Source organism: Butyricimonas hominis (genome assembly GCF_014287455.1).
Lineage (GTDB): Bacteria > Bacteroidota > Bacteroidia > Bacteroidales > Marinifilaceae > Butyricimonas > Butyricimonas muris.
In genome coordinates this window covers 76,526-102,924 of record NZ_JACOOH010000009.1, presented here as the reverse complement: position 1 = coordinate 102,924, position 26,399 = coordinate 76,526, and the positions used below count along the sequence as shown (strand labels likewise).

Annotated in this window: 18 protein-coding genes; 13 read left to right on the top strand and 5 right to left on the bottom strand. The window is 44.3% G+C overall.

From position 1 onward, the window contains the following. The first annotated feature begins 31 nt into the window (after positions 1–31). The 11 genes from folD to H8S64_RS18540 all read left to right on the top strand — a co-directional run bounded on the left by folD (position 32) and on the right by H8S64_RS18540 (position 18,464). The gene (folD, locus tag H8S64_RS18585; RefSeq protein WP_186978126.1) at positions 32–907 is read left to right on the top strand and encodes a bifunctional methylenetetrahydrofolate dehydrogenase/methenyltetrahydrofolate cyclohydrolase FolD; all 876 of its coding nucleotides are present in this window, start codon (positions 32–34) and stop codon (positions 905–907) included. 89 nt (positions 908–996) lie between these two features. Then, complete coding sequence (locus H8S64_RS18580; RefSeq protein WP_186978125.1) at positions 997–2,229, top strand: nucleoside recognition domain-containing protein; 1,233 nt, start codon at positions 997–999, stop codon at positions 2,227–2,229. A gap of 122 nt (positions 2,230–2,351) precedes the next feature. Next, a complete protein-coding gene (locus tag H8S64_RS18575; RefSeq protein WP_186978124.1) occupies positions 2,352–2,894 on the top strand; it encodes an RNA polymerase sigma-70 factor in 543 nt (180 codons plus the stop codon). Positions 2,895–3,151: 257 nt separating this feature from the next. After that, a complete protein-coding gene (locus H8S64_RS18570) occupies positions 3,152–4,315 on the top strand; it encodes a FecR family protein (RefSeq protein ID WP_186978123.1) in 1,164 nt (387 codons plus the stop codon). A 159-nt stretch (positions 4,316–4,474) separates the two neighbouring features. Next, positions 4,475–8,146, top strand: a complete 3,672-nt coding sequence (locus tag H8S64_RS18565; RefSeq protein WP_255469609.1) for a SusC/RagA family TonB-linked outer membrane protein — start codon at positions 4,475–4,477, stop codon at positions 8,144–8,146. Positions 8,147–8,157: 11 nt separating this feature from the next. Continuing rightward, a complete protein-coding gene (locus H8S64_RS18560; RefSeq protein ID WP_186978120.1) occupies positions 8,158–9,627 on the top strand; it encodes a RagB/SusD family nutrient uptake outer membrane protein in 1,470 nt (489 codons plus the stop codon). A 24-nt stretch (positions 9,628–9,651) separates the two neighbouring features. After that, positions 9,652–10,572, top strand: coding sequence for a hypothetical protein (locus H8S64_RS18555; protein WP_186978118.1), 921 nt, complete (start codon positions 9,652–9,654; stop codon positions 10,570–10,572). A gap of 119 nt (positions 10,573–10,691) precedes the next feature. After that, complete coding sequence (locus H8S64_RS18550) at positions 10,692–13,280, top strand: zinc-dependent metalloprotease (protein WP_186978116.1); 2,589 nt, start codon at positions 10,692–10,694, stop codon at positions 13,278–13,280. Positions 13,281–13,291: 11 nt separating this feature from the next. After that, positions 13,292–14,326, top strand: a complete 1,035-nt coding sequence (locus H8S64_RS22635; protein ID WP_255469608.1) for a DUF5117 and DUF5118 domain-containing protein — start codon at positions 13,292–13,294, stop codon at positions 14,324–14,326. Then, the gene (locus H8S64_RS22630) at positions 14,327–15,802 is read left to right on the top strand and encodes a zinc-dependent metalloprotease (RefSeq protein ID WP_366482959.1); all 1,476 of its coding nucleotides are present in this window, start codon (positions 14,327–14,329) and stop codon (positions 15,800–15,802) included. A 7-nt stretch (positions 15,803–15,809) separates the two neighbouring features. Continuing rightward, on the top strand, positions 15,810–18,464 hold the full coding sequence (locus tag H8S64_RS18540; protein WP_186978114.1) for a zinc-dependent metalloprotease: 2,655 nt from the start codon (positions 15,810–15,812) through the stop codon (positions 18,462–18,464). Between the two features lie 40 nt (positions 18,465–18,504). Here the strand turns inward: H8S64_RS18540 and H8S64_RS18535 are convergent, their stop codons facing one another. Continuing rightward, positions 18,505–19,032: a DUF4251 domain-containing protein gene (locus tag H8S64_RS18535; RefSeq protein WP_099294078.1), complete on the bottom strand. Its 528-nt coding sequence runs from the start codon at positions 19,030–19,032 to the stop codon at positions 18,505–18,507. A 136-nt stretch (positions 19,033–19,168) separates the two neighbouring features. Between H8S64_RS18535 and H8S64_RS18530 the strand changes: the two genes are divergently transcribed. After that, entirely contained in the window at positions 19,169–19,525 is a 357-nt protein-coding gene (locus H8S64_RS18530) for a BlaI/MecI/CopY family transcriptional regulator (protein ID WP_099294076.1), read from the top strand. A gap of 11 nt (positions 19,526–19,536) precedes the next feature. Continuing rightward, positions 19,537–21,057, top strand: coding sequence for a M56 family metallopeptidase (locus H8S64_RS18525; protein ID WP_186978112.1), 1,521 nt, complete (start codon positions 19,537–19,539; stop codon positions 21,055–21,057). A gap of 63 nt (positions 21,058–21,120) precedes the next feature. On the opposite strand, the gene H8S64_RS18520 is transcribed toward H8S64_RS18525, so the two are convergent. The 4 genes from H8S64_RS18520 to H8S64_RS18505 all read right to left on the bottom strand — a co-directional run bounded on the left by H8S64_RS18520 (position 21,121) and on the right by H8S64_RS18505 (position 26,376). Further along, on the bottom strand, positions 21,121–22,389 hold the full coding sequence (locus H8S64_RS18520) for a M16 family metallopeptidase (RefSeq protein WP_186978110.1): 1,269 nt from the start codon (positions 22,387–22,389) through the stop codon (positions 21,121–21,123). 7 nt (positions 22,390–22,396) lie between these two features. Beyond that, positions 22,397–23,638: a M16 family metallopeptidase gene (locus H8S64_RS18515; RefSeq protein WP_186978108.1), complete on the bottom strand. Its 1,242-nt coding sequence runs from the start codon at positions 23,636–23,638 to the stop codon at positions 22,397–22,399. Between the two features lie 2 nt (positions 23,639–23,640). After that, entirely contained in the window at positions 23,641–24,588 is a 948-nt protein-coding gene (locus H8S64_RS18510; RefSeq protein WP_186978106.1) for an NAD(P)H-dependent flavin oxidoreductase, read from the bottom strand. Between the two features lie 129 nt (positions 24,589–24,717). Next, positions 24,718–26,376 carry an MFS transporter gene (locus H8S64_RS18505; RefSeq protein ID WP_186978104.1) on the bottom strand — a complete coding sequence of 553 codons (1,659 nt, stop codon included), beginning with the start codon at positions 26,374–26,376 and terminating at the stop codon, positions 24,718–24,720. Positions 26,377–26,399: the final 23 nt, after the last annotated feature.

Genomic DNA, 26,399 nt, shown 5'->3' with positions numbered 1-26,399 from the left:
AATTTAAAATCTAAAATTTAAAATTAATTAGATGGAAATTATTGACGGTAAAAAGATTGCAGCACAAATAAAACAGGAACTTGCGGACGAGGTGGCTCGTTTTGTGGCGGAGGGAAAGAAAGTTCCTCATTTGGTGGCTGTGCTTGTAGGAAATGACGGTGCCAGTGAAACTTACGTGGCTAGTAAAGTGAAAGCCTGTCAGGCGGTTGGGATGAAAAGTTCGGAACTGAGATACGGTAATGATATTACAGAAGAGCAGTTACTGGAAGTTATAGACAAGTTGAACGATGATCCGGATGTAGACGGGTTTATCGTGCAATTGCCTCTCCCGAAGCATATTTCCGAAGAGAAAGTCTTGAACCGTATCAATCCGGATAAGGATGTCGATGGTTTTCATCCCTGTAACGTGGGACGTATGGTGTTGGATTTACCAACCTATCTGCCTGCTACTCCGGCGGGAATCGTGGAGTTGTTAGCCCGCTATAATATACCGACGGAAGGAAAACATTGCGTGGTGGTAGGACGAAGTAATATCGTCGGCACCCCGATGGCTATATTGATGTCACGCAAGTCCAAGCATGCCAATTGCACGGTAACCCTGTGCCATAGCCGCACGGCAAATTTGAAAGAGATTACTTTGCAAGCCGATATCTTGGTTGTCGCGATCGGTGTGCCTCATTTTTTGAAAGAAGACATGGTTAGAGAGGGAGTCGTGGTGGTAGACGTGGGTATTCATCGTCTGCCGTCCAAAACGAGCAAAAACGGCTGGCAACTCGTGGGGGACGTGGATTACGAGCACGTGGCTCCTAAATGTTCTTATATAACTCCGGTTCCCGGTGGCGTGGGACCGATGACTATTGTAAGCCTGTTGCAAAATACGGTGAAGGCTTGCAGGGCAAAACATTAAACAATTGAAGATGGAGAATTGAAAGTTGAAAATGGCTTCCCTAGTCATTCCAATTTTCAATTTTCAACTTTCAATTTTCAATTCGTGTTATGGTTCTCAATTATATCTGGATATTCTTTTTTGGTGCGGCATTTCTGGTGGCTCTCTGCAAGTTGCTCTTCATGGGTGACACGGAAGTTTTTTCTGCTATCGTGAAAGCTACTTTCGATATGTCGAAAACGGGTTTTGAAATCTCGTTAGGTCTGACAGGAGTATTGACTTTGTGGATGGGAATCATGAAAATCGGAGAACGAGGAGGGGCGGTGAAAGTGATGTCATGGTTGATCAGTCCTTTCTTCCGGAAATTGTTCCCGGAGTTACCGCCTGATAGTCCGGCATACGGTTCCATCATGATGAATATAGCCGCGAATATGCTGGGACTGGATAATGCGGCTACGCCCGTGGGATTGCGGGCAATGCAACAGATGCAGGAGGTGAACCCGCGAAAGGACAGGGCGTCCGATGCACAGATCATGTTTTTGGTGTTGAATACTTCCGGGCTGACGATTATTCCCGTGTCGGTGATGGTCTACCGGGCACAGATGGGAGCAGCCAACCCGGCGGATATATTTATCCCGATTCTTTTAGCCACGTATGTTTCCACAATTGCCGGGTTGATTGCGGTGGCGATTTATCAGAAATTGAACTTGTTCAACCGGGTAGTAATGGCTTATCTCGGGGGAGGTACTTTGGCCGTAGGTGGCTTGATTTGGTACTTTTCGGGTTTGGATAAAGAAACGATCACTACTGTCTCAACGGTAGCCAGTAATGTGATTTTGTTTTCGATTATCGTGTCTTTTATCGGCATGGGGGCATGGCGTAAAATTAATGTATACGATGCTTTTATCGACGGGGCGAAAGAGGGATTTTCCATTGCGGTAAAGATTATTCCTTACCTCGTGGCGATACTTGTCGCCGTGGGTGTGTTCCGGGCAGCCGGGGCAATGGATATGCTGATGGGCGGTTTGGAGCGTTTGTGTTTGGCGTGTGGCTTGGATGCTGATTTTATCCCCGCTTTGCCGACAGCGTTGATGAAGCCTTTAAGCGGTAGCGGGGCGCGGGGATTAATGATTGATACGATGAACACTTTCGGGGCGGATTCTTTCGCGGGAAGACTGGCTTCGACTTTTCAAGGTGCCACGGACACAACCTTTTATATTATAGCTGTTTATTTTGGGGCAGTGGGAATCAAGAATACCCGATACGCCATTCCCTGCGGGTTGATAGCCGATTTGGCAGGCATTATAGCAGCTTTGGTGATGGCATATTTGTTTTTTGCATAATTCGCAACAATTGGGTAAATAAATTACATTTGTCGTAATGATTTTATGACTTATTTGTATTATTATTGTATTGCTAATTTTATATACACGAAAAAGTGGCTTTGCATTGGGATGAACAATTTATGAGACAGATCAACTCGAAAGAGCCGAAAGCTTACCGGGAGGTGTTTAATGAATTTTACAATTCATTGGTCTACTTCGCCATGCGTTATGTTGAGCGGGTGGAGATAGCCGAGGACCTGGTGCAGGAACTTTTCGTGAATTTATGGGAGAGTAAGACCGTTCATACTTCTTACAATGGTTTCAAAACTTTTCTTTACACGTCCGTGAAACACGCTTGTCTGGATTATTTGAAACACAAGAACGTGGAAGGGAAGTATATTTCATATATGTTGGAGCATCCCGAAACGGAAGAGGAACTGGCGACAAAGATTACCGAGGAGGAGATATATCGCTTGTTCCAAAAAGTGCTGGAGGAATTGCCGGAGCGTCGTAAAATTGTTTTTAAATTACATCTTCAAGGGAAAAAGAATGAGGAGATTGCCCGCTTGTTGAGAATATCGATAGAAACGGTAAAAACGGCAAAAAAAGAATCTATACGCTATTTCAAGAAGCGTTTGGGCGATGCTTTTTACATGTTGGGCTTTCTAGCGGGAGGAATATAAATTTAATAGGAGAACCTAGGGGATTTTTCTCGAAAACGATTCCCGATCGTCTGTTACCGGAAGCGTACACGGGGAATAAACCATGAATAAAGCCGATAGGAGTCGGCTTTAACTCGGCTTTATATGATGATCGCGGGACGTCTTCTTTTAGATTCCGGTAGAAAATGAGTATAAAGATAGGTTGTAAATGTTAAATTTTTGCCTTTTCGATCCCCCTAAATTGAATGGTTGTCGTTCTAAGTATAAAATAAGCGAAAATGGATAATAGTAATTACAGAATAGTAGAACTTATTCAACGGTATTTTGCCGAGGATTTGGATGCCGCCGAGAGAGAGGAGTTGGAGAAATGGTTGGCTACACATCCCGAGGACAGAGAGATGTTTGAAAAGATCCGGGAAGGGAAAGCTTTGGAGGCGAGAGAGGTTGCATGGGACAAGATGGATCGAGTGAAGGCTTTGCGGCAATTCGAGAAAAAGGTCGGATACAGAAAACGTTCTTTGATTGCGCATGTGATGAAATATGCGGCTGTGATTATGATTCCGTTGTTGGGAGTGTTGGCTTGGAATCTGATGAGAGAGGTGAAACAGGTGAACTTGCCGGTGTCGCTGGCAATTGTGCCGGGTGCATCCAAGGCTGTCCTGATACTGGAAGACGGGGAAGAGGTTGCCTTGGAATCTATGGAGGGCGATCGTTTGGATATTTCGCAATCCGGGGTAAGGGTACAAAGTATGGGAAGCGGTATCGTGTATTCCGATACGGTCAAGAAAAGGAGTGGTAAGAGTTTTAACCGCTTGAATACGCCGAGAGGTGGAGAGTATAACGTGATACTGGCTGATGGTACGCGGGTGTATTTGAACGCGGCGTCGAGTTTGAAATATCCGGTCGTGTTCGACGAAAAAGAACGAACGGTATATCTTTCGGGAGAGGCTTATTTTGATGTGGCGAAAGATGTTAAGCGACCATTTTACGTGATAACGGATGTCACGAAACTGGAGGTTTACGGGACGTCGTTCAACGTGAATACCCGGTACGGGAACGGGGTACAGACAGTTTTGGTTTCCGGCTCGATAGGGGTAGAGGGGCGTATGATAAAACGGGTGTACCGGGTTGAACCTTCCGAGTTGATCGAGTTTTCGTCAGACGGGGAGTTTGTTAAACGGGAGAAAGTGGATGTAGATCCTTACGTGGCTTGGAGATACGGGCAGTTTATGTTCGAGAACGAGAGCTTGGAGCATATCATGAATACGCTTTCGTTGTGGTACGACGTTGATGTGTTTTACTCGAACGAGAGTGTTAAAAAACATCGTTTCACGGGGCATATGAAGAAATACGAAGATATTGATACGATTTTGGATGCGATAAGTAAAATTATGGGAGTTACGTTTATAATAAAGGACAAAACAATTACAGTGATGGAATAAAAACGGAAGGTGTTCCACCACCTCCCGTTGAAAGTATGCCTTAGTTATTGTTCCACCAATGCGTAAGGCTAGTATTAATGATTAATCTACAAATTTATGAAAAAAAGTCGATTATGCCCTCACCCCTATCCGGGAATAGGACGAAAAATTTTTCTGATTATGAAGTTATGTCTATTTCTATTGGTTTTCTTTACTTTCTCGTTGACCGCTAACGTGCGGGCACAGAAGGAAAAGGTGAACTTGAGTTTAAAAGAGGTATCGATGAAAACTTTGTTTGAAGAGATACAACGGCAAACAAGTTTTTATTTCGTGTTTAGTGCAGAACAAACCCAAAGATTGGGGATGTTTACCGTTGAGGCAAAGAACGAGAATCTGGAAAATGTATTGAACCGGATTTTTGCCAATACAGGATTTGTTTACGAGTTTAATAAGGATTTAATTATAATACGCCCGAAAGCTGATGTCGCGCAAGCGAAGAAAGAGATTCGGGTAGTAGGGAAAGTTACGGACGAGAAAAAGTTTCCGTTACCCGGTGTGACCGTGCAGTTGAAAGGTTTGCAACTAGGTACGGCGACGGACAAGGACGGGAATTATTCCATCCGTTTCGTCGAGTCGGACAAAGGCATGATTCTGGTATACTCGTTTATCGGAATGGAAACCCAAGAAATTAAGTACACGGGCAAGGACACGATCAACGTGGTGATGCGGGAAACCGTGGCGGAATTGGAGGAAGTGGTGATCAACACAGGATACACGAGGGTGGATGCCCGCAAGAATGCCAGTGCGATCACAACGATTAAAGCGGAAGATATCATTACTCCCGGTTTGCAGACGATTGACCAGATGTTGGAGGGATATGTCCCCGGTATGATCTTTATGCAGAATACCGGACAGATTGGTGCGGCTCCCCGTTTGAGAATCCGTGGTACTTCTACCGTGTTGGGTTCGCAGGAACCGCTTTGGGTCGTGGACGGGGTTGTGGTGAAAGATCCGGTAAACGTGGATCCTCAGGATATAAATGATTTGGATTTCGTGAACTTGCTGGGTAATGCTATCTCCGGATTGAATCCGGAGGATATCGAGCAGATCGACATCTTGAAGGATGCTTCCGCTACCGCAATCTATGGTAAAGAGGCTGCGAACGGTGTAATTGTGATCACGACCAAAAAAGGTAAGCAAGGACCGCCGACGGTGAGTTATTCTCTTTCCGGTTCATTTATTCAACGTCCGAGTTATAATGACAGGAGTGTGAATATGATGAACTCGAAGCAGAGGATTGATTTGTCGCGGGAGATTATTGAAAAACGGATGTCTTATCCTGAAACAGATACTTGGGTAGGATATGAAGCAGCTTATTTGGAATACATGAATGGTCGTATTTCTTACGACGAGTTTGAACGCCAAGTGAGTTATTATGAAACATTGAATACGGATTGGTTTGATATATTAATGAAAGATGCTTTCTCGCATAAACATACCTTGAGTCTTTCCGGTGGTTCTTCTGCTTTGCGTTATTACGCTTCATTAGGTCTTAACAATACGGAAGGTAATGTGCGAGGTGAGTTAAATAAAGGATATACTACAAATTTGAATCTTTCCGGTAACTTTGATAAGTTTACTGTAACTTTTGGCTTGCAAGGCAATGTTTCTAAAAAGAAATATACTCCGAGTGATGTGGGAATTACAGAATTTGCATATAACACAAGTAGAGCCGTACCGGCACGTAATCTTGACGGAAGTTATTGGTATTATAAAAAAGAGATGACATTACCGGGTGAAGAGAGTGCCACTTATTTTCCTGTAAATATATTGGAAGACCAGGATAATAGTTCGCAAGAGATAAACCAAAATGGTTTGACATTCCAAGCTACAGTTGATTATCAAGTTTTACCTACGTTGAAATTAGGAGTACTTATGTCATACGCTTTCTCTAATTCGAATTCAGAGGTATGGCATGGAGAGGATTCTTATTATTCGAGAAGTTTAAAACAATCTTATGGTGCTACGGAGGTAAATTTTAAAAAGAATAGTACTTTACCGATTGGTGGTGAACTGAAAGAAAGTCGTACGGATCGTAATGCGTATACTGTACGTGGACAAGTAGATTATCGTGAAGCATTGGATAAAGACGAATTTCATATCTTGAATGTGAATGCAGGAGGTGAGATTAAATCAAACACGTATAACACGTATGCTAAGACGACACGCGGCTATATGAAGGAGCGAGGAAAAACTGTTGCGTCCGTTAATTTCTCCGAGTATCCCAAGTATTTGGAATGGTTGAGAACAACAGCGGCTTTAGGGCAATACACGACACAAAAATCACATGATGTTTCAGTTTACCTGACTGCTGGGTATAGTTATAAGAATATATATAATTTTAGTTTTAACGCTCGTGCTGATTTCTCGAACGAATTCGGAAGTAGGGCAAAAGATAAATTTTTCCCGATATGGGCTATAGCGGGACGTTGGAATTTATCTGAAAATGTATTGAAAGGTGTATCGTGGATAAATGATTTGGCTTTACGTGCTTCTTTCGGTTATCAAGGAAATGTACCACAAGTATCACCTAGGTTAGTGATTAAGAAGGAGGGATCAAGTATTCTATTCAATGAATTGTATTCTTCTGTAAGTCAATTCCCAAATCCTGATTTGAAATGGGAGAAAACGGCAAGCACGAATGTGAGCATTGATTTTGCATTCTTGAAGAGAAAAATAAACGGTTCGTTATCTTATTACTATCGAAAAACTACAGATGCCTATATGCAAAAGAGTATTTCAGAGGTAAATGGGGTAAAAGGGTACACTGTAAATCAAGGGACAATTGTTAATCAAGGATATGAGATCTCGTTGAATTTTACACCGATTAATACGATGAGGGCTGACGGCAAAGGTTTCCGTTGGCGGTTTGATCCGCAGTTAGGGCAAGTGATGAATAAATTAATTGATAAAGCTGTCAAAACAAAAGATAAGACTGTTCGCGATGATGATGATATTACTTATCAGGATTACTTAAATGGAACGGTACAGACAGTAAAACGTTCTATTAATGGATTTTATTCTTATCGTTTCCTCGGATTGGATTCTAAAGACGGACGCCCGATGTTCCCGAATTTAGAACGGATCATTGGGGAGGGTGATGATGCAATAGACTATGGTGAGCAATTTAAGTTGATGACGAATGAGGAACGTTATATGTCAGTTATGAAATATTCCGGAACAAGAGTTCCATTCCTACAAGGAGGGATCTTGAATAGTATTTCTTACAACCGTTTTACACTTTCAATGAATTTATCATATAGTATTGGCTCGAAAATTCGTTTATTGAAATTATATCCCAATGTAACCGGTTCGAATTCGACATTAGCGCCGAGTCCGATGGAAAATGTACGAAAAGAATTTTTGAAACGTTGGCGGAAACCCGGGGATGAGGAGCATACGAATATTCCCGGAATATTGGGACATGCGGATTTTATGGCAACTGTAGGTCCTTTATCTCCTTGGTGGATTACTGGTGCATATAATGAATCTGTGGATAGAAAGAAAATTGCAGAGAATATTTGGCAAATGTATGATTATTCAGATGCTAGAGTTGTGAGTGGTAATTATTTGAAAATACAAAATATTTCATTGCGTTATAATTTGCCGGATGCTATTTGTAAAAAAATTCATATGAAATCAGCTTATGTCTCTTTGACAGGAACAAACTTACACACTTTCTGTAACAAGAAACTGAAAGGACAAGATCCGACCACGCAATCGGGAAGTGCTTCCACTATATCAATGTCGTTGCGTCCGACTTACTCGTTTAGTTTAAATGTTTCATTTTAAAGAATCGAAATATGAATAAGATATATTTATACGTGATAGCGTTACTTTTAGTAACTTCTTCCTGTGGGGAGTTTCTGGAAGAAACATCACAGAATTTAAGTTACGTTCATTCTACTCAGGATTTAGATGAACTATTGATAGGAAACGGGTATTTGCAAAAAAATACAAACGGGGATCCGTATCGTTTTTTATGGTTGGATTTAATGGATGACGATGTGGTACATTTTTTATCTAAAGCACCTCAGGATAATAAGAACGTGATGTTTCATGTACTAAAAGAGTTTTATAAATGGACACCTTATCCTTTTGATGACGATCAACCTAATTACTATCAAGGTCCTTTGACCTGGCATAAACTTTATGAATGTATAGGTATGGTTAATGTGATTTTGGGAGAAGTCGAACGGTTTAAAGAAGAGAAGGATTATAGTCGGATAAAAGGGGAAGCACTTTTTTTGAGAAGTTTTTATTACTTTTATTTAGTGAATCTTTGGGGGCATCCTTATAATCCGGGAACGGCTTCAATAGATTTGGGGGTTCCAATTAAATTGACTGACTATATAGAAGATAAAGGTTTTAGTAGGAATTCCGTGGAAGAATGTTATCGGCAAATCGTGAAAGATGCTAAAGATGCGATTGTCTGTCTGGAAGGTGTTGTGCAGCAATCTACTCGTAGGGCTAATCAAAATGCGGCTCGGGCATTACTTGCCAAGACGTATTTGTATATGAATGAATATCAGTTGGCATTGGATGAATGTAATGCTATTTTAGAAAAGCCGGGTGGTTCGGTTTTGATCGACTTGAATACAATGACTGCTGCAGCTTATAATACACAACGGAGGAAACAAACTACAAGCGAATGTATTTTTACCAATAGTTATGGTCCTATTTTAGTGCAATCGACAATGGAAACTGCAGCTGCTTCGTCTAGTTTGCTTAATTGTTATGATGCCGATAATGATTTGCGGTTTAATACAGGTAAAGATTCGCATTTCTTTAAATATTATTTAGGTAGTTATTTTGCACAGATGAAAGCCGGAACTTCTGAAGTTCATAGTGTTAGTTTAATTCTGCCTGAAGTGTATTTGAATAAGGCAGAGGCTTTGGCTATGTTAGATAGAACAACGGAAGCAATTGAAACGCTTCAAGAACTTCGTGGAAAGAGAATGACTAACGTGGGTACGATTGATTTATCCGGGGAGAATTTAGTCAATTTTATTAGAGAAGAACGTCGTCGGGAATTGTGCTATACTGGACAACGCTGGTTTGATTTAAGGCGTTATGCGGTACATCCTAAGTATCCGAAAAAGACGAGGATAGAACATCCTTATTATATTTGGACGGGAAGTAGTGCCATACTTGAGAAAACGTATGTGTTGGAGGAATATCCTAGTGATGGAGGATGGTTATTGCCTTTCCCGAAAGATGCGCTTACTTCAAATGATGGAGTTTTAAAGGATAATATTCGTCCAGAAAGATAAATATGAAATTTTAAATCATCGAATATGAAAGCGAAAATATTGTTTTTAGGATATATATGTGGGATATTTCTTTTTGGTAGTTGTTATAAAGAGAGTGACTTGAGTCCGTCGTATTTTGATCAAAATTGGTATATTCTTGAGGATTCGGATGATCCGTTAGATCATTTAAGATATGAGGTATACAAAGAGAGTGGTGTCCCGATTTTTTATAAGGATACGATCGGAAGTCAAAATCGAGGGATGGATGTTTTCGGTGAACCGATAATGTATTATGAAGTGATAAATCCCGAGTATAACATGATTTACATAGGAGTAAAAAAGGTAGTTTATGAATTGAGTGATGATCGGGATGACTTGATGCTTGGTGTGAAATTTATACAAGCACGAATTTTGCCGGAATTGCTATCTCCTGTTTTATATCCGCGTTGTTTTTTGTTAGTGAATGATTTGACGTTATCGAATGCTACTAAATATGAAGCAAATTGCTTTAGGGGTACAATGACTACTTTAGTTTCTCATGTCAAGGAATTAAAGAATATGGAAGAAAGCGGATTACACCGGTTGGCGATGGAAGTTGTGGGAGAGCAAATAGGTGCTTATTTGGTTGATAGTTGTAAGATTGAATTAGAACCATTTCTGAATGTGTGTAGAAAAGAAGTTAATCCGAATGGTTCTATCTATTCTTTTAGGTTGACTTTAGCAACGACTCCTAAAATGGCTCCTGTGGAAAATTACGGATTCTTGTCGTTTGATCGGAGAGAAACCAATAATGTAAATACTTGTCAAACTGTATCTGAGCTACGGGACGTGATGGATTACGTGACCGAGGTGTACATGAATGACGATGCGGCTTTCAAGGAGAAATATAAAGATTATCCTTATGTATTAAGAAAGTATGACTTGATGAAGAAAGTCGTGGCGGATATGAAAGCCAGATTTAAATAGTGTTGAGTTTTATTGATATGATGTTTTTCAAGGTGTTATCCAAAAGATAACACCTTGAATTAAAAACTCTTTGTGTTTAAAAAGAGGGGTGTTTGGTTCGACGTATTAAAAAAAGATGTATGAGTAAATGGTTAGTATGGGGTGTGTGGTTCGTGTATTTGTTGGCTTGCCCTTGTTCCGCGGATGCCGGATTCTGGAAAAAGAAGAAGAAAGGCAAGGCGGAGGTAAAGGTGGAGTTGAGCGAGTACGATAAATTATTTAAAGGGAAAAGATATGAAACCGCTATCAGTGAATTTATGGCGGTACATAAAATGGACGGAAAGGTTTATTTGGAATATCCTTTGCGACTGATGGGGAGAGAGTTGTTACTTGCTTCTACGACTACGGTTTCCACGGATAACACAGTATGCACGAATGGTTATAAAGAGAATACTCCCTTGCATGTCCGGTTCACGTTGGAGAACGGTATGGTACAGTTGAGGAAGGTGAATGCTTGGATAGCCGCGGATGGGGATAAAGAGAAGATGGAACAGATTATTCGACAGAATTACAGTGATCCGGTAGCGGCGGCTTACAAGGTATTGGCGTATACGCCGGATAGTTTGGCGGTGGTGTTCGAGATGACGGGGATGTTTTTGAACGAAGAACCTCAGTTGTCACCGATACCCGACGAGAGTGGGGGAATGAAGGTGACGGCTTCTTATAATGGTAATCTGTCTTCTGTGCTGGAATTAAAGGCGTTTGAAGATAACGTGTCTGTGAAATCACGATTGATGTATAATTATTCGGTTACTTATGACCGGATGGCGTTGGTGAAAGATCAACCGCTGAACGTGGAGGTAACCCGGACTTTGTTGTTGTTACCGGAAAAGAGGATGCGTCCCCGGATTTCTGATTTGAGATTAGGGGTATTTCTGACGCAAAAGCGTTATCTGTCGGATCGGGGTGAAGAGGTAGGAAGATATACTTATGCCAATCGTTGGCGTTTGGAGCCTCGGGACGAAGAGGCTTATCGACGGGGAGAACCGGTAGAACCCGTGAAGCCTATTGTTTTTTACGTGGATACACTTTTCCCGGAGGCTTGGAAAAAGCCGATACGGGAAGGGGTATTGAAATGGAATCGTGCCTTTGAGAAGATCGGTTTTAAAAACGTGATGCAAGTACGGGATTTTCCCCGGGATGATCGTTCGTTTGATCCCGATAACTTGACGTATTCCTGTATTCGCTACGTGCCGACAGGGGTGGCTAATGCCATGGGACCCTCGTGGGTAGACCCGTCTACCGGAGAAATATTGAACGCGAGTGTATTGATTTATAATAACGTGATCGAGATGATTCGGGGCTGGCGCTTCGTGCAGACGGCACAGGTAGACCCGTCGGTACGGGGAAAGGTGTTGTCGGAAGCGGTATTACACGAATCGTTGAGTTACGTCGTGGCACACGAGGTGGGACATTGTTTGGGACTGATGCATAATATGGCGGCATCGAGTGCTTATCCCGTGGATTCATTGCGTTCGGTCGGGTTCACGGGGAAATATGGTACGACACCTTCGATTATGGACTATGCCCGCTTTAATTACGTGGCGCAGCCCGGTGATGCGGGAGTGAAGCTGACACCTCCGGATTTAGGAGTGTATGACGAATTTGTTATCCGGTGGTTGTACACGCCTGTTTACGGGACGACTTCGATATGGGACGAGGCGAAGGTATTGGAAAGTTGGGTGGACGAGAAAGCGGATAATCCGATGTATCGTTTCGGAAGACAGCAACTTATGGGGCGTTATGATCCGTCCGCAATCGAGGAGGACTTGGGAGATGATCCCATGAAAGCGGGAGAATACGGTATACAGAATCTGAAATATATCCTTGCCCGGTTGAATGAATGGATTGAAGATGATCCGGCGGCGGAGTATCGTCAGCAATTGTATGATCATATTGTAAATCAATACTATCGCTATATCCGGAACGTGACCTATAATATAGGGGGAATATATCTTTCCGACGCCAAAGAGGAAAGTTTTTATAAACGCTATCGACCGGTATCCGCTGAAATACAAAAAGCTTCTGTGAAATGGGTGTTCGAGCAGTTGAGGGATATGGCGTGGTTGGATGATCCGCTTGTGTTACGGAAATTCCCGTTGGGAATGGCTTCGTCCGTGAATTTGACAGAGATTATCGGCAAGCAACTGATCGCCTCGTGTAGCCGGGTTACCTTGTCGGCTTCACTCGCGGGAGGATATCCGGTCGGGGATTATTTCAATGATCTGTATGCGGGGATATGGGTGAGTGCTATCGAGGGACGGGAATTGACGGCGGGAGATATGATCCTGCAATCGCTATTCGTGAAACAGTCGGAGGAACCGATGAAAACGATGGTTGGAAGTCGGGTTGGCTTGACAGATGGAGATTGTCCGACGTTGTTGGATACGTGGTGTTATGGATTGGACCCGACGGGAATGACGGAGCGGTATATCGGCGTGATACGGCAACATGAATTGTCCCGTTTCGGGAATGGGTACGGGTGGCAACGAGTGGTGGATACCCGGGCGTTGGAAGAGATGCCGACTTATTATTTAGAGGCTATGTTTAAAATAAAGCGTTTGCTGGAGGAAAAGATGGAAAGTTTCACGGGAAAGGAGCAAACGCATTATCAAGCGATGCTGTTCATGATAAAGCAGGTTTTGGGTAAACAGGCGGGAATGAATTAAAACAGATGATTATGAGAAAGTGGATAATACCTTGTATAGTTTTGGTTGCTCTGGGCTTTTGGTCTGTTTCTACCGTGTCTGCTTCCGAACGAAAGAAGCGGAAAAAAGAGGAGACGGCGCAACCGGGGAAATACGAGAAACTGTTTCAAGGTAAAAAATATATAACAGTTTCCGGTGATTTTATGACATTGCATAAGATGGACGGGAAACTTTATTTCGAGATGCCGTTGAAGTGGATGGGACGGGATATGTTGCTTGCCTCGGCTACTTCCGGGACGAGTGACAATCTGGCTGCCGTGAGCGGATATGCGCCCGGTGGAGGGATGCACGTGCGCTTCATGATACAGGACAGTACGGTGCAATTGCGACTGGTGGCAACTTCCGTGACAGTAGACGAGAATAATCCCCGGATGAGGCAAGTGATGGCACAGGGGTATCGTGATCCGATACTATATGGTTATAAGATTTTGGCATATAATCGGGATAGTTCGGCAGTTGTTTTCGATGTGACATCTTTATTTATTTCGGACGTGCGGGAGCTTACCCCGATCGTTCCGGCTTCCGGGCAATTCCGGATCACGGGAAAGATGACGCCTGCTTATTCTCATTTGGGCGAGGTCAAGGCATTTGACGATAACGTGTCGGTAAGGTCTTCGCTGTCCTACTCGATTAGTGCTTACTATTTTATATTTCCGGTGATGAAGCAGGAGCCGGTAACCGTGGAGGTAACCCGGACATTGATGTTGTTGCCAGAGGATAAGATGCGTCCCCGTTTGTCGGATTCCCGTCTTGGGTTGTTTCTGACGGAACGAAAACATATTCCGGCCGAGGGTGAGGCTATACGTTCCTATTCGCTTGCCCGGCGGTGGCGTGTCGAACCCCGGGATGCGGAGGCTTACAAGCGGGGTGAACTCACGGAACCGATGAAGCCGATCGTCATGTACGTGGACAATCATTTTCCGGAAGGGTGGAAAGAACCAATCAAGAGGGGGATATTGAGATGGAACAAGGCTTTCGAGAAGATCGGTTTCAAGAACGTGATTTAAGTGAGGGATTTCCCGACGGACGACTCTGATTTTGATCCCGATAACCTGAAATACTCGTGTGTGAGGTATATTCCTTTCACGTTGGAAGAGGGTGTCGGTCCTTTTTGGGTAGACCCGTCATCGGGGGAGATATTGAATGCCCGGATATTGATATTCAACGACGTGGTAAAAGCGATTCAGCGGGATCGGTTCGTGCAGACGGCACAAATAGACTCTAACGTGAGGGCAAAGAAGATACCGGACGAGGTGATTGGCGAGTCGTTGGAAGCTATGGCAGCACAGAAAATGGGGAACTGTCTGGGGCTGATGAATAATCTGGCTGCTTCTTACGCTTACCCGGTCGATTCGTTGCGTTCGGCTTCTTTTACCTCGAAATATGGTATTACACCTTCGATCATGGATCGGTTGCAATATAATTACGTGGCTCAACCGGGAGATCGGGGTGTACGATTAACTCCGCCGGATTTGGGTGAGTATGATGAATTTATTATTCGGTGGTTGTACACGCCTTTGTGGGATATGGCTTCTTTCGAGGAGGAATCCCGGGTGCTGGAAGCATGGATAGATGAAAAGGCGGGAAATCCGGTCTATCGTTTCGGGAAACAGCAATGGATGAGTGCTTACGATCCGTCTTCATTGGAAAATGATTTGGGGGATGACGTGTTGAAGGCGGGTGATTACGGGATAGCGAATTTGCGGTATATTGTTTCACGTTTAAAGGATTGGATAGAAGATGATTCGGATGCCGCTTATCGTCGGCAGTTGTACTCGGCGTTGGTGACGCAATACGAGCGCTATCTGATGAGCGCTCTCGTTCACGTGGGCGGGATATATTTAACGGAGGTAAAGGAGGGAACCCCCGGAGAGCGTTTCTGTCCGGTGGCTAGAGAGCGGCAGAAGTGCGCCGTGCTGTGGATTATGCGGCAATTGCGAGATAGTGAATGGTTGGACAACCGGGAATTATGGGAAAAGTTCTCTTTGGGTTTGCCCGATTCGTGGAGAACCCGTTCCAATGTGATTTCCCGTTTACTCGCCCGTAAATCTTACGTGGCATTGTCTGCGCATTTGTCTGATGATCCTTACCCGATGGAAGAGTTTATGCAGGACGTGTATGATGAGGTGTGGAAAACGGTCATGGAAAACAAGGAGTTGACGCTAGTCGATAAATTGATGCAAACGGAATGGCTTGGGGCTTGCCAGTCTCGGGTGGCTACTATCGGGGGAAAACAGTTTTCGGCTGCCACTTTACTCGCTTCGGAAGAGGTGGATTTGACGGCATTCGGTAATGGCTACGGCTGGCAACGGATGATTGAAACCCGGGTGTTGGAGAACGAGGCGATTTATTACTATAAACTGGTGAAAGAGTGCAACAGGATGTTGAAACAAAAGGTTGCCGCGGTACGGGATGAAGAACGTCCGCACTACCGGGCGATGCTTTTGGTTACGGAGAAAATATTAGAAGAAAAATATAAATAATAGTACTATGAAAAGATGGATGATATTGTTGGTCACTGTGGCGCTCGTGGGTTCTTGTTTCCGGAACGCCAGTGCATCCGAGGATAAAAAGAAAACAACCAAAGAGGAGGAAAAGACTGCACCTCGTCCCCCAGTAAAGAAACTCTCTAAATACGAGAAGCTTTTTAAAGGAAAAGCCCACGAAATGGCCAAAGGAGGTTTTATGACCTTGCATAAGGTGGATGGAAAGTTGTATTTCGAGATACCCTTGAAAGTGATGGGACGGGATATGCTGCTCGCTTCCGCCACGACCGAAACAAGTGATAACACGATAGCCATAAACGGGTATAAACCGCAAAGCCCGATGCATATCTGTTTCACGCTGACGGATAGTACCGTGCACATGAGGCGGGTGAATGCCCGGATTAACTATGATGCCGGAGATGCCCGTTTGCAACAGATCGTGGCACAGAATTTCGTGAATCCGATTATCGAGGCATACAAAGTGTTGGCTTTTTCCCCGGATAGTTCGGCGGTGGTTTTTGATGTGACGGCTTTATTTAATGGCGGTGAGGCAGCCCTTTCTCCTGTTTCCGAGGGTTCCTATCCGTTGACCTACACGGCCTCGGTGAATCGTTCCTTGTGTTCGTTGGAGGATATCAAAGCTTTCGAGGATAACGTGTCGATCAAATCATCGCTTTCTTATAGCGTGAGTGCTAAATTGTTGACAAGGATGCTGTATAGCAATCGTCCTTTGACGATCAAGGCTACCCGTACCCTGTTATTATTACCGGAAGACCGGATGCGTCCCCGTTACTCGGATGCCAGAATGGGGGTATTTCTTACTTTCAAACAACAGATTTCCAACGAGGGCGATCAGTTGCAGTATTATACTTTAGCCAATCGTTGGCGCTTGGAGCCTAAAGATGTGGAGGCATTCAAGCGGGGAGAAACGGTGGAACCCGTGAAACCGATCGTGTTCTACATGGACCCGCTTTTTCCCGAGTTGTGGAAAGAACCTTTACGTATGGGTTTGATGAGATGGAACAAGGCTTTCGAGAAAATTGGTTTTAAGAACGTGGTGCAAGTGAAGGATTTCCCGACGGACAATCCGGATTTCGACCCGGATAATTTGAAATATTCTTGTATACGCTACGTGCCTTCCGCCGTGCAGAACGCTATGGGGCCCTCGTGGGTTGATCCGGTCACGGGAGAAATATTGAACGCGTCTATTCTAGTGTATAACGATGTCGTGAAGATGTTGACGAGTTGGCGCTTTATCCAGACGGCACAGGTAGACCCGCGAGTGCGAGGTAAGAGATTGCCGGACGACGTGTTGAAAGAAGCATTGGCTTACGTGGTTTCACACGAAATGGGACATTGCCTCGGTTTGATGCATAATATGGCGGCGTCGAGTGCATTCCCCGTGGACTCGCTACGTTCGGCTAAGTTTACCCGCGAATACGGTACGACACCTTCTATCATGGACTATGCCCGGTTTAATTACGTGGCTCAACCCGGTGATAAAGGCGTGCGTTTGACTCCCCCGGACTTGGGTGTTTATGATGAATTTGTGATCAAATGGTTGTATTCTTATTTTCCGGAAAGCACTTCCTTGAAGGAGGAAACCCGGGTATTGGAATCGTGGATTGATGCCAAAGCGGGCGATCCTATGTATCGTTTCGGTAAACAGCAGCTTGCCAGTCGCTATGATCCGAGTGCCTTGGAGGAAGACTTGGGGGATGATCCTATAAAAGCCGGAGAATACGGTATCAAGAATCTGAAATATATCTTGTCGAATCTCAACAAATGGATTCAAGATGATGAAACGGCGGAGTATCGTCAGGTTTTGTATGGTCAGATCGTGAGCCAGTATAGCCGTTATCTACAGAATGCGGCGTATTGTATCGGTGGTATTTATTTGAACGATGCGAAAGACGGGACAGCTGCCAAGCGTTATACTCCGGTACCTAAAGCCAAACAAAAAGCCGCGGTAGCTTGGGTGATCGGGCAACTGCAAAATAACGAGTGGCTGGATAACCGGGAGGTATGCTCTAAGTTCGGGTTACACTCGAAAGCGTCGGCAACGTTGAATAGTGCTGTCGCCGATTTGTTGACGAAGATTTATATGAACGTGACGTTGTCTTCTTATTTGGAGGAAAAGAATCCTTACACGATGGCGGAATTTTTTAATGACTTGTATGTTGGAGTATGGGATGCCGCTATCAGAAATCGGAAGTTGTCGCACGGCGATAAGGTGATGCAGAAAGCGATGGTGAATATGATGGGAAAATCCTTGACCTTTATCGGGGGTAACAAGATCGGGTTGACCGCAATCTCGGCAGAGGTCGCTTATGCTCCCTCGATACAGGAAATATGTCTTTACGGTTTGGATGAAACGGGAACGATCGCACGTTACTCCAAAGAGTTGACGGAATTGGAAGCACGGGAAGGAAAGGCTTATATGGCAGAACAAATGCGACTGTCCGGCTTTGGCTACGGGTACGGGTGGCAAAGTCCCGTGACATGTGATGCGATAGATGAATCAACGACGTATTATTATGACTCGGCATTGAAGATCAAATCTTTGCTGGAACGAGGGATAGTAACGACAAATCCGGCTGATAAGGCTCATTATCAAGCCATGTTGTTTACGATAAATCAGATGCTCGGTGTGAATTGAGAGCGTGGCCGGGGACTGTACGAATAGGTGGTAGTATTCGTCAGTCCCTTTTTACTATCTGACCGACATAGCTGATCGGGGAGCGTCTTCGGTCGCTGAGATAGAGATAGCAGGTTCCGTCGTATTGAACGTGCATGTTCAAGTAGTACACGTTCCCGCCGGACATAACGGTAAGCTGGTACGCTATCGCTTTTTTCTTGCCTTCCCAATAGACTTTCACCGTCCGGCTGAACAAGATATTTTGGAATGAAATGGAGTCCAGTTGTGAACCGGATTTCACGACTCCGCTACCGAAATAAGGGATTTTTACTCCCACGAGGGAATCTTTTACCCACAAGTAACTGTTCTTAGGCTCAATATCAATATTGTTCCCAGCTCCGGGAGGAGTGAAAAGGGTTTCCACCGTGGGCGTGGCAATATAGAATTTCACGATAAATTTATCACTGTTGACAAGTGCCAGTGTTTTCTGAAACTCTTTCTCGAATCGAATTTCTTTTTTGCTTTGCGCTTTGACCGGAATAATTATAATAGCGAGTAATAGTCCGGTGATAAATAATAGTCTTTTCATGTTTCCCGTTTTAGGAGGTATACGGGAAGGGAGAAAAATGGTTTTGTGAAAAATAATATGTGATTTTTCTTTACGAAAAGTTTGTAGTATTACGAAATATTCGTAGATTTGCGAAAGAATCGTAAAAGAAAGATGTATGGAAAAATTGACATATCAGGAAGAAGAAGTGATGCTGATCATCTGGCAGGTGAAAAACGGAGTCATAAAAGATTTTCTAAATCAGATGGAAGAACCGAAGCCGCCTTACACGACGGTGGCGTCAATCGTGAAGAATTTGGAGAAAAAAGGATTTCTGACAAGTAAGAAGCACGGGAATATTTACGAGTATATGCCGCTCGTGGATGAAAACGAGTACAAGACAAAGTTCATGTCGGGAGTCGTGAGAAATTATTTCGAGAATTCTTACAAAGAGATGGTGACCTTTTTCGCTAAAGAACAGAAAATTTCGGCAGAAGACCTGCAAGAGATTATCAAATTGATCGAGAAACAATAAAAATAAAAACCATGTTCACGAGTGAAACATTCATCTATCTGATGAAGATAAATATAGCGTTTATCGTGTTTTATCTTTTTTATAGACTATTGTTTAGTCGGGATACCTTTTTCACGAGCCGTCGGGTTTGCTTGTTGACGATTCTTGTTTTGTCCTTGTGTTACCCGTTGATTCCTTTTACTTTCGGGGAAGAACAGAGGGCGGTCATTCAAGAAACTGTTTCTCAATACACGACTGTTTTCTTACCGGAAATAACGGTGAGACCGGATGAGGCGGTAACGCGATTTACCGTAACGGGTATCGTGGGGTTGTGTTATGGCTTGGTGGCGAGCGTTTTGTTGATTCGTATTTTATTACAAATATTTTCTATATTCCGGTTGATGGGTAAAGGGGAACGCGTGCTCTGTCATTCCACTCCCGTTATAGCTTTACCAGCTCATGTTACGCCATTCTCTTTTTTCAAGTGGATATTCATTAATCCCTCCCTGTATGAATCCCATGATTTACAGGAGATTCTGACACACGAGAAAACACATGTCGATCAATGTCATTCTGTCGACGTGATGATTTCCGAATTGTTGTGTGCATTATTCTGGATTAATCCTGCCATGTGGTTATTGAAACGGGAGATTCGACGTAATCTGGAATTTTTGGCGGATAAACAGGTTGTGACTTCTGGTTTTGACCGGAAAGCCTATCAGTATCATCTTCTTCGCCTTACTTGTACTTCGGCTGCAGCTCAAATAGTTAATAAATTCAACGTGACACCTTTAAAAAAACGTATTATGATGATGAATAAAAAAAGAACATCAAAAATGGGACTGGTCAAGTATGCCTTGCTGTTTCCGGTAGTGGGACTGTTGATCTTGTCCAGCAACGTTCAGGCAATTGTGCAACAGAACGGAGAGTACGCAAGCGTGGTTGGGAAAGATTCTATTGTGGCAAAAGGAATTGTGATGGATGCTGATAATAAACCATTGAAGAATGCTATTGTGGTCATTCGAGGGACTAATATCGGAACTTTTACAAATGACAAAGGCGAGTTTACGATCACCGTAAAACCCGGTGCGGAATTGTTTTTCTCCTATGTCGGGAAGAAAGGGCAACTTCGTGATGTGAAAGATGAACAAAAATTAGTTGTAAAAATGCAGGATGGCGTGTTTGCTATAGATGATCTTCGTTCGGTTTCTGTAGATTCGACTACAGCCAGTATAAGAAATTCCAATGATATTTTTCAAGTTGTGGAAAGTATGCCTCAATTCCCGGGAGATCTAAATAAATATTTGGGAAGAAATGTAAAATATCCGGAGGAAGCTCAAAAACAAAAGATCCAAGGTCGGGTGACGGTTCAATTTATTATTGAAAAAGATGGAACAATTACGGGTGTGACTGTTCTTCGTTCTGTCCATCCTTTGTTAGATAAGGAAGCGATCAGAGTTGTGCAAAACATGCCCAAATGGGTTCCGGGGACACAAAGAGGAGAACCCGTGAGAGTATCATATACAGCACCGATTAATTTCAGATTAAACTAGAATGAACAAGTAGTAGAGGAGGCTGGTCAAAATGACAAAGACAATTCAACCAGCCTCTTCCCTTTATCTCCCCGCCGTGATAATATACATCTCTTCCGGTCGGAGGTATTTGTTTGCCATACGCGTGATGTCTTCTGCCGTGCAGGTACGGATGCGGTCGATAATCCGGAAATAGAACGAGTTGTCTGTCCCGTAATTGAGTTTATGTTTCAGGGCATCCGATTGGGCGAATACGCCGTCGAGTTCCCGCAACAGTTCACCGTTAAAATAGCTCTTCACGAGGTGTAATTCCTCTTCCGGCACGGGTTCGGTTTGAAGGCGTCGGATTTCTTTCATACACTCGTCGATAGTCGCCTCGGCTTGGTCTGCATTGACGTCCGTGGCGATCATCCAGTAAGCTGCCAGAGGCAAATTGACGTTATAGGAACCGATGCCGTAAGTATAACCCTTCTCTTCCCGGATATTAGACATCAGCCGGGAGCCAAAATAACCGCCGAGTATCATGTTGAGTATCTGAAAGTCCGTGTATTCCTCGTCAAGCAAGGACACGCCGGATTTCCCAATACGGATGCTTGTTTGCACGGCGTCGGGCTTTGACACGTGGTACCTGCCCGGTGCGTAAGGATGCATGGCAAATTGTTCAGTTTCGGGCAAGGGCAAATTACCCATGGGAGCGAAGGCTTCACTGACTTCCCAGAGGACGCCTTCGTTGATATTACCGCAAAGCATGATCCGGCACCGGGAGGCTTGCATACGCTCTTTATAGAAATTCATCAATATCTCCGGTGTTACCCGGTCAAAGTCTTCCAGCGTGAAGCGATTGGCGTAAGGATGCGTATCCCCGTAAAGGCGATAAATAAATTCCATGCGTGCCAGATAAGCGGTCTTCTCTATACTTACCAGATGTTGCTGCTTTCTGTTGCGTATGTAAATCTCCAGTTCTTTTCGCGGGAAGACGCTTTCGAGTATCATTTCCGCCACCATTCGGATCGTTTCATTGGCGTATTTATTCAAGGAAATCATGCTTATTTCCGACTTGTGTACCCCGCAGTTGAAATCCACGTAAGCCCCGTGGTAATCAAAAAGTTCGGCAATTTCGTCGGCTGTATGCTTTCGGGTGCCCTCGTTGAGCATGTTGAGCATGGAGGACGCCACGACGGGTTGCGGTTGATTGTAACTCCCGGCGGGTACTACCATGTCAAGTTTGAACACTTCCTGATTCGGGTCGTGCAGGTACACGATTTCCAGTCCGTTGGGAAGTGTGATTTGTTGGTGTCCCCACAAGGTCGGGCGGGATATTTCGGTAATAGGCGGTTCTATATTTCTATTCATGAGTATATTATTTTTCTTTGAGATACCATAACGTGGAGCAATTGTTCGGGGAGAATAATTCCCCGGCAGTCTGCTTCAGCGTGTCGAGGGATACTCGGGCGTATCTCTCGCTCTCGGAATTGATAAGTTCGATATCGCCCAGATAATCGAAGAAGGCGAGATTTGCCGATTTATTCTGGTAGTTTATTTCGCTGTACGAGATGCGGGCATCCGTTTTGTTGATTACTTTTTGTAATTCCCGTTCGGTGATCGGGTCTTCGATAAAGTGGTCAATCTCGTTTTGTATGGCGGCTTCGGCTTCTTCGATTGCCACGTCTTCGGATAGTTTTCCCGAGAAGACGAATAACCCGGGGTCCATATCCCCGGTGATATAAGCGTCGATTTCCGAGAATAATTTTCCGTTTTTGATTAAATTGATATACAGGCGGGAGGATTGTCCGTTGGATAAAATATCCGAGATGATATCGCAGGCATAGAAGTTGTCCGAACGGCGTTCTCCCATGTGATAAACTTTGTAAATCGCGTCAGCGGGTACCTTGTTATGCTCGCAAACCAAGCGACGTTCCTCGGTTTGTTGCGGTTCAACGGGTATGGCTTGCCTCGTGTAACGGGCAGGGGCGATATCCCCGAACCATTTCTTCACCAGTTCCAACGCTTTCGTGTCCGTGATATTACCGCTGATACTGAGTATCGCGTTGTCAGGTGCGTAGAAACGATGGAAAAAATCCTTCACCTCTTCCAGCGTGGCTCCGGTAATATGGTCTATGTTCTTCCCGATAGTGGGCCATTGGTACGGGTGCACTTTGTATGCCAGCGGGCGCAATTTTAACCAGATATCCCCGTAAGGATTGTTGAAATAGCGTTGTTTAAATTCTTCGGTCACGACATTTCTTTGCACGTCAAGTGATTTCTGCGAGAAGTCGAGAGCCAACATTCGGTCGGATTCGAGCCACAAGGCTGTTTCGATATTGGATGCGGGAATCGTGATATAGTAATTCGTGTAATCGTTATTCGTGAACGCGTTGTTCTCTCCCCCGGCTTTCTGCACATGAGTGTCGTAGTCCGGGATATGTTTTGAGCCCCCGAACATCAGGTGTTCGAACAAGTGCGCGAACCCGGTACGGTTGGGATCTTCATTTTTTGCCCCTACTTTGTAAAGAATATTCACGGAAACAAAAGGGGTACTCGTGTCCGTGTTGCAAATAACGGTTAAGCCGTTATCCAGTACGTGTCGGGTGTATTTTATCATTTTTACATTTTTACATTTTCGAATCTCTTCATCGTGTCGTTGAAGTCGGTTATCAGGTTTTGCATCATTTCCGCCACGGTTTGTTCTTTATGAAGCATGGATGCGATTTGTCCGATTTCGAGTTCGCCTTCCACCATATCACCCTCGAATATACCTTTTTTCGCTCTGCCTTTCCCTAGCAATTGGGTTAATTGCGCGACGTCTGCACCGGCATCCTCAAGCGCTTTTACTTGCTCGAAAAACTCGTTTTTAATCAAGCGGGTAGGGGCAAGTTTCTTTAACGCTAGCATCGTTCCGCCCTCATCAGTGTTCAGTACCCGTTGTTTGAATGTCGGGTGTGCGGATGATTCTGTCGTCACGGCAAAAAGAGTCCCGATTTGTACGCCTTCGGCACCAAGTGCCATGACTGCCGCCATGGATTTACCCGAGGCAATTCCCCCGGCAGCTATCACGGGAAGGGTGGTGGCTTCCACCACATTCGGGATTAAAGTCAGTGTCGTCGTTTCTTCCCGTCCGTTGTGTCCTCCCGCCTCGAATCCTTCGGCAACCACGGCATCCACGCCTGCTTCCTCGCATTTTTGGGCGAACAGGGCGCTACTGACCACGTGTACCACCGTGATCCCGTGTGATTTTAACAGGGATGTCCATTTTTTCGGGCTTCCGGCAGAGGTGAATACGATTTTTACCCCTTCATTGATAATAATCTCTATAAGCCGGTCGATTTCCGGGTAAAGCAGGGGCACGTTGATCCCCCACGGCTTATCGGTCGCCTGCTTCATTTTGTGAATATGTTCCACTAGAGTTTCCGGGTGCATAGAACCTGCGCCCAATAGTCCTAACCCACCGTGATTACTTACAGCTGAAGCCAATCGCCAACCGCTGCACCATACCATACCCCCTTGAATAATCGGGTATTTTATATTGAAAAGTTTTGTTATTCTGTTTTCCATGATTATAATGAGTTATATATGATGCAAATTTAAGAAAATACTTGGATTGCTTTCTGCCGACAACATTTTTCCATTAAAAAAGCCTCCGTCGCGTGACGAAGGCTTTATATATGATTTAGAATAATTCGTTTACTTCTGGATATTCGGTAATTCCAAGCCAAGACCTTTCTTCTTGTCTACTGCTTTTAGTATGAATCCCAAAATCAGGGCGGCTCCACCCAAGCAAGCCAACATCACCAGCGGAGCGGTGTAGTTGTAAGAAATTGCGGCTTCTTCGGGGGTAATGATTCCGCTTTTCAAATCGGCTACCAGTTGAGGGTTAGTTTTATCCAATACCTTACCGATGAGTAGGGGGAATAACCACAACCCGATATTTTGAACCCAGAAAATCAAAGCGTAGGCACTACCGATAATTTTGGAGTCCACCAATTTCGGAACGCTAGGCCACAGTGAGGCGGGTACCAAAGAGAAACTGGCGCCGAGGACGAGGATCGTGACATAGGCAACGACAACACCTCCGATGGCATTTCCTTGGAACATGGGTAAAATGAAGGCAAAAGTGAGATGGCAAATGATAAGCAGAACGGAACCGATGACAAGCATGGATGCTGCTTTACCTTTGTGATCCACGTAATTACCCAAGATAGGCGTGATACCCACTGCCAACAACGGGAATACGGCAAAAATGGTTTCCGCACTCTGGCGCATGTAACCCATGTAACAGAATATAATCAATGACACGACGGCTAATGCCAACAGACCGTACTTCATGCCTTTGGTTTTCGAGAAGTTGCTGGCAAAAGCGGCAGCAGCCACGACAAGCATGATGCAATACTGGATAATCGTCACCGTGTTGGTCGCCCAGAAAGAATTGGGATCTACCGGGTTGAATGTCAAGTTACATTGTAACATGTTCACGGCATATTTCTGGAAGGGGAAGATTGCCGAGTAGTAGAGTACGCAAAGCAAGGCTACCAACCAGAACCCCATGCTGGACATGATTTTACCCAAGTCGCTGAGCTTGAATGGATCGTCTTTCTCTTCCGCTTCTCCGGTTTGTGCATCAAGTTTTTTGTCAGCGAAGAAATAGACGATGAACATGATGAGTGCAACGAGCAGCAAGATAACCCCGAAAGCTACTGAACGGGAAACGTCAATATTGCCGCCCAGTTTGGCGAATACCGGCGAGAAGATCATACAGGAAGCTACTCCCAGACGGGCTAGAGCCATTTCGGACCCCATGGCCAAAGCCATCTCGCGACCTTTAAACCATTTCACGATTCCGCGAGAAACCGTGATACCTGCCATTTCAACACCACACCCGAAGATCATGAAGCCTACCGCCGCGAATTTCGCTGATGCGGGCATTCCTTTATAGAAAGGAGAGATACCCAATTCGTCAAAACCGGGGATGTAATTCAAGTTGTTGGTAAACCAAGTGTCTAATCCGCTACCTTGAAAACTTTCGGTCACGGCGTACCAGTTAATGGTGGCACCGACCAGCATCACGACCCCGGAAAGGATTGCCGTGAAGCGAACTCCCATTTTGTCAAGGATGATTCCCGCGAAAATGAGGAAGAAGATAAAGACATTCAAAAATGTTTCCGATCCTTGCATTGTTCCGAATGCAGTGGAGTCCCAACCTCGGGTGGACTGCATTAAATCTTTAATGGGCGATAGAATGTCCATAAAGATATAAGAACAGAACATGGCAAAAGCTAGGAGTAAGAGAACCGTCCAGCGCATGGCTGCCGAATCTCTAAGGGTTTGTTGAATTTTTTCTACCATAATTATTTATTTAAAAAAGTTGA

Coding starts and splice junctions, on each gene's coding strand:
- folD (WP_186978126.1), top strand. CDS start 32: ATGGAAATTATTGACGGTAAAAAGATTGCAGCACAAATAAAACAGGAA.
- H8S64_RS18580 (WP_186978125.1), top strand. CDS start 997: ATGGTTCTCAATTATATCTGGATATTCTTTTTTGGTGCGGCATTTCTG.
- H8S64_RS18575 (WP_186978124.1), top strand. CDS start 2,352: ATGAGACAGATCAACTCGAAAGAGCCGAAAGCTTACCGGGAGGTGTTT.
- H8S64_RS18570 (WP_186978123.1), top strand. CDS start 3,152: ATGGATAATAGTAATTACAGAATAGTAGAACTTATTCAACGGTATTTT.
- H8S64_RS18565 (WP_255469609.1), top strand. CDS start 4,475: ATGAAGTTATGTCTATTTCTATTGGTTTTCTTTACTTTCTCGTTGACC.
- H8S64_RS18560 (WP_186978120.1), top strand. CDS start 8,158: ATGAATAAGATATATTTATACGTGATAGCGTTACTTTTAGTAACTTCT.
- H8S64_RS18555 (WP_186978118.1), top strand. CDS start 9,652: ATGAAAGCGAAAATATTGTTTTTAGGATATATATGTGGGATATTTCTT.
- H8S64_RS18550 (WP_186978116.1), top strand. CDS start 10,692: ATGAGTAAATGGTTAGTATGGGGTGTGTGGTTCGTGTATTTGTTGGCT.
- H8S64_RS22635 (WP_255469608.1), top strand. CDS start 13,292: ATGAGAAAGTGGATAATACCTTGTATAGTTTTGGTTGCTCTGGGCTTT.
- H8S64_RS18540 (WP_186978114.1), top strand. CDS start 15,810: ATGAAAAGATGGATGATATTGTTGGTCACTGTGGCGCTCGTGGGTTCT.
- H8S64_RS18535 (WP_099294078.1), bottom strand. CDS start 19,032: ATGAAAAGACTATTATTTATCACCGGACTATTACTCGCTATTATAATT.
- H8S64_RS18530 (WP_099294076.1), top strand. CDS start 19,169: ATGGAAAAATTGACATATCAGGAAGAAGAAGTGATGCTGATCATCTGG.
- H8S64_RS18525 (WP_186978112.1), top strand. CDS start 19,537: ATGTTCACGAGTGAAACATTCATCTATCTGATGAAGATAAATATAGCG.
- H8S64_RS18520 (WP_186978110.1), bottom strand. CDS start 22,389: ATGAATAGAAATATAGAACCGCCTATTACCGAAATATCCCGCCCGACC.
- H8S64_RS18515 (WP_186978108.1), bottom strand. CDS start 23,638: ATGATAAAATACACCCGACACGTACTGGATAACGGCTTAACCGTTATT.
- H8S64_RS18510 (WP_186978106.1), bottom strand. CDS start 24,588: ATGGAAAACAGAATAACAAAACTTTTCAATATAAAATACCCGATTATT.
- H8S64_RS18505 (WP_186978104.1), bottom strand. CDS start 26,376: ATGGTAGAAAAAATTCAACAAACCCTTAGAGATTCGGCAGCCATGCGC.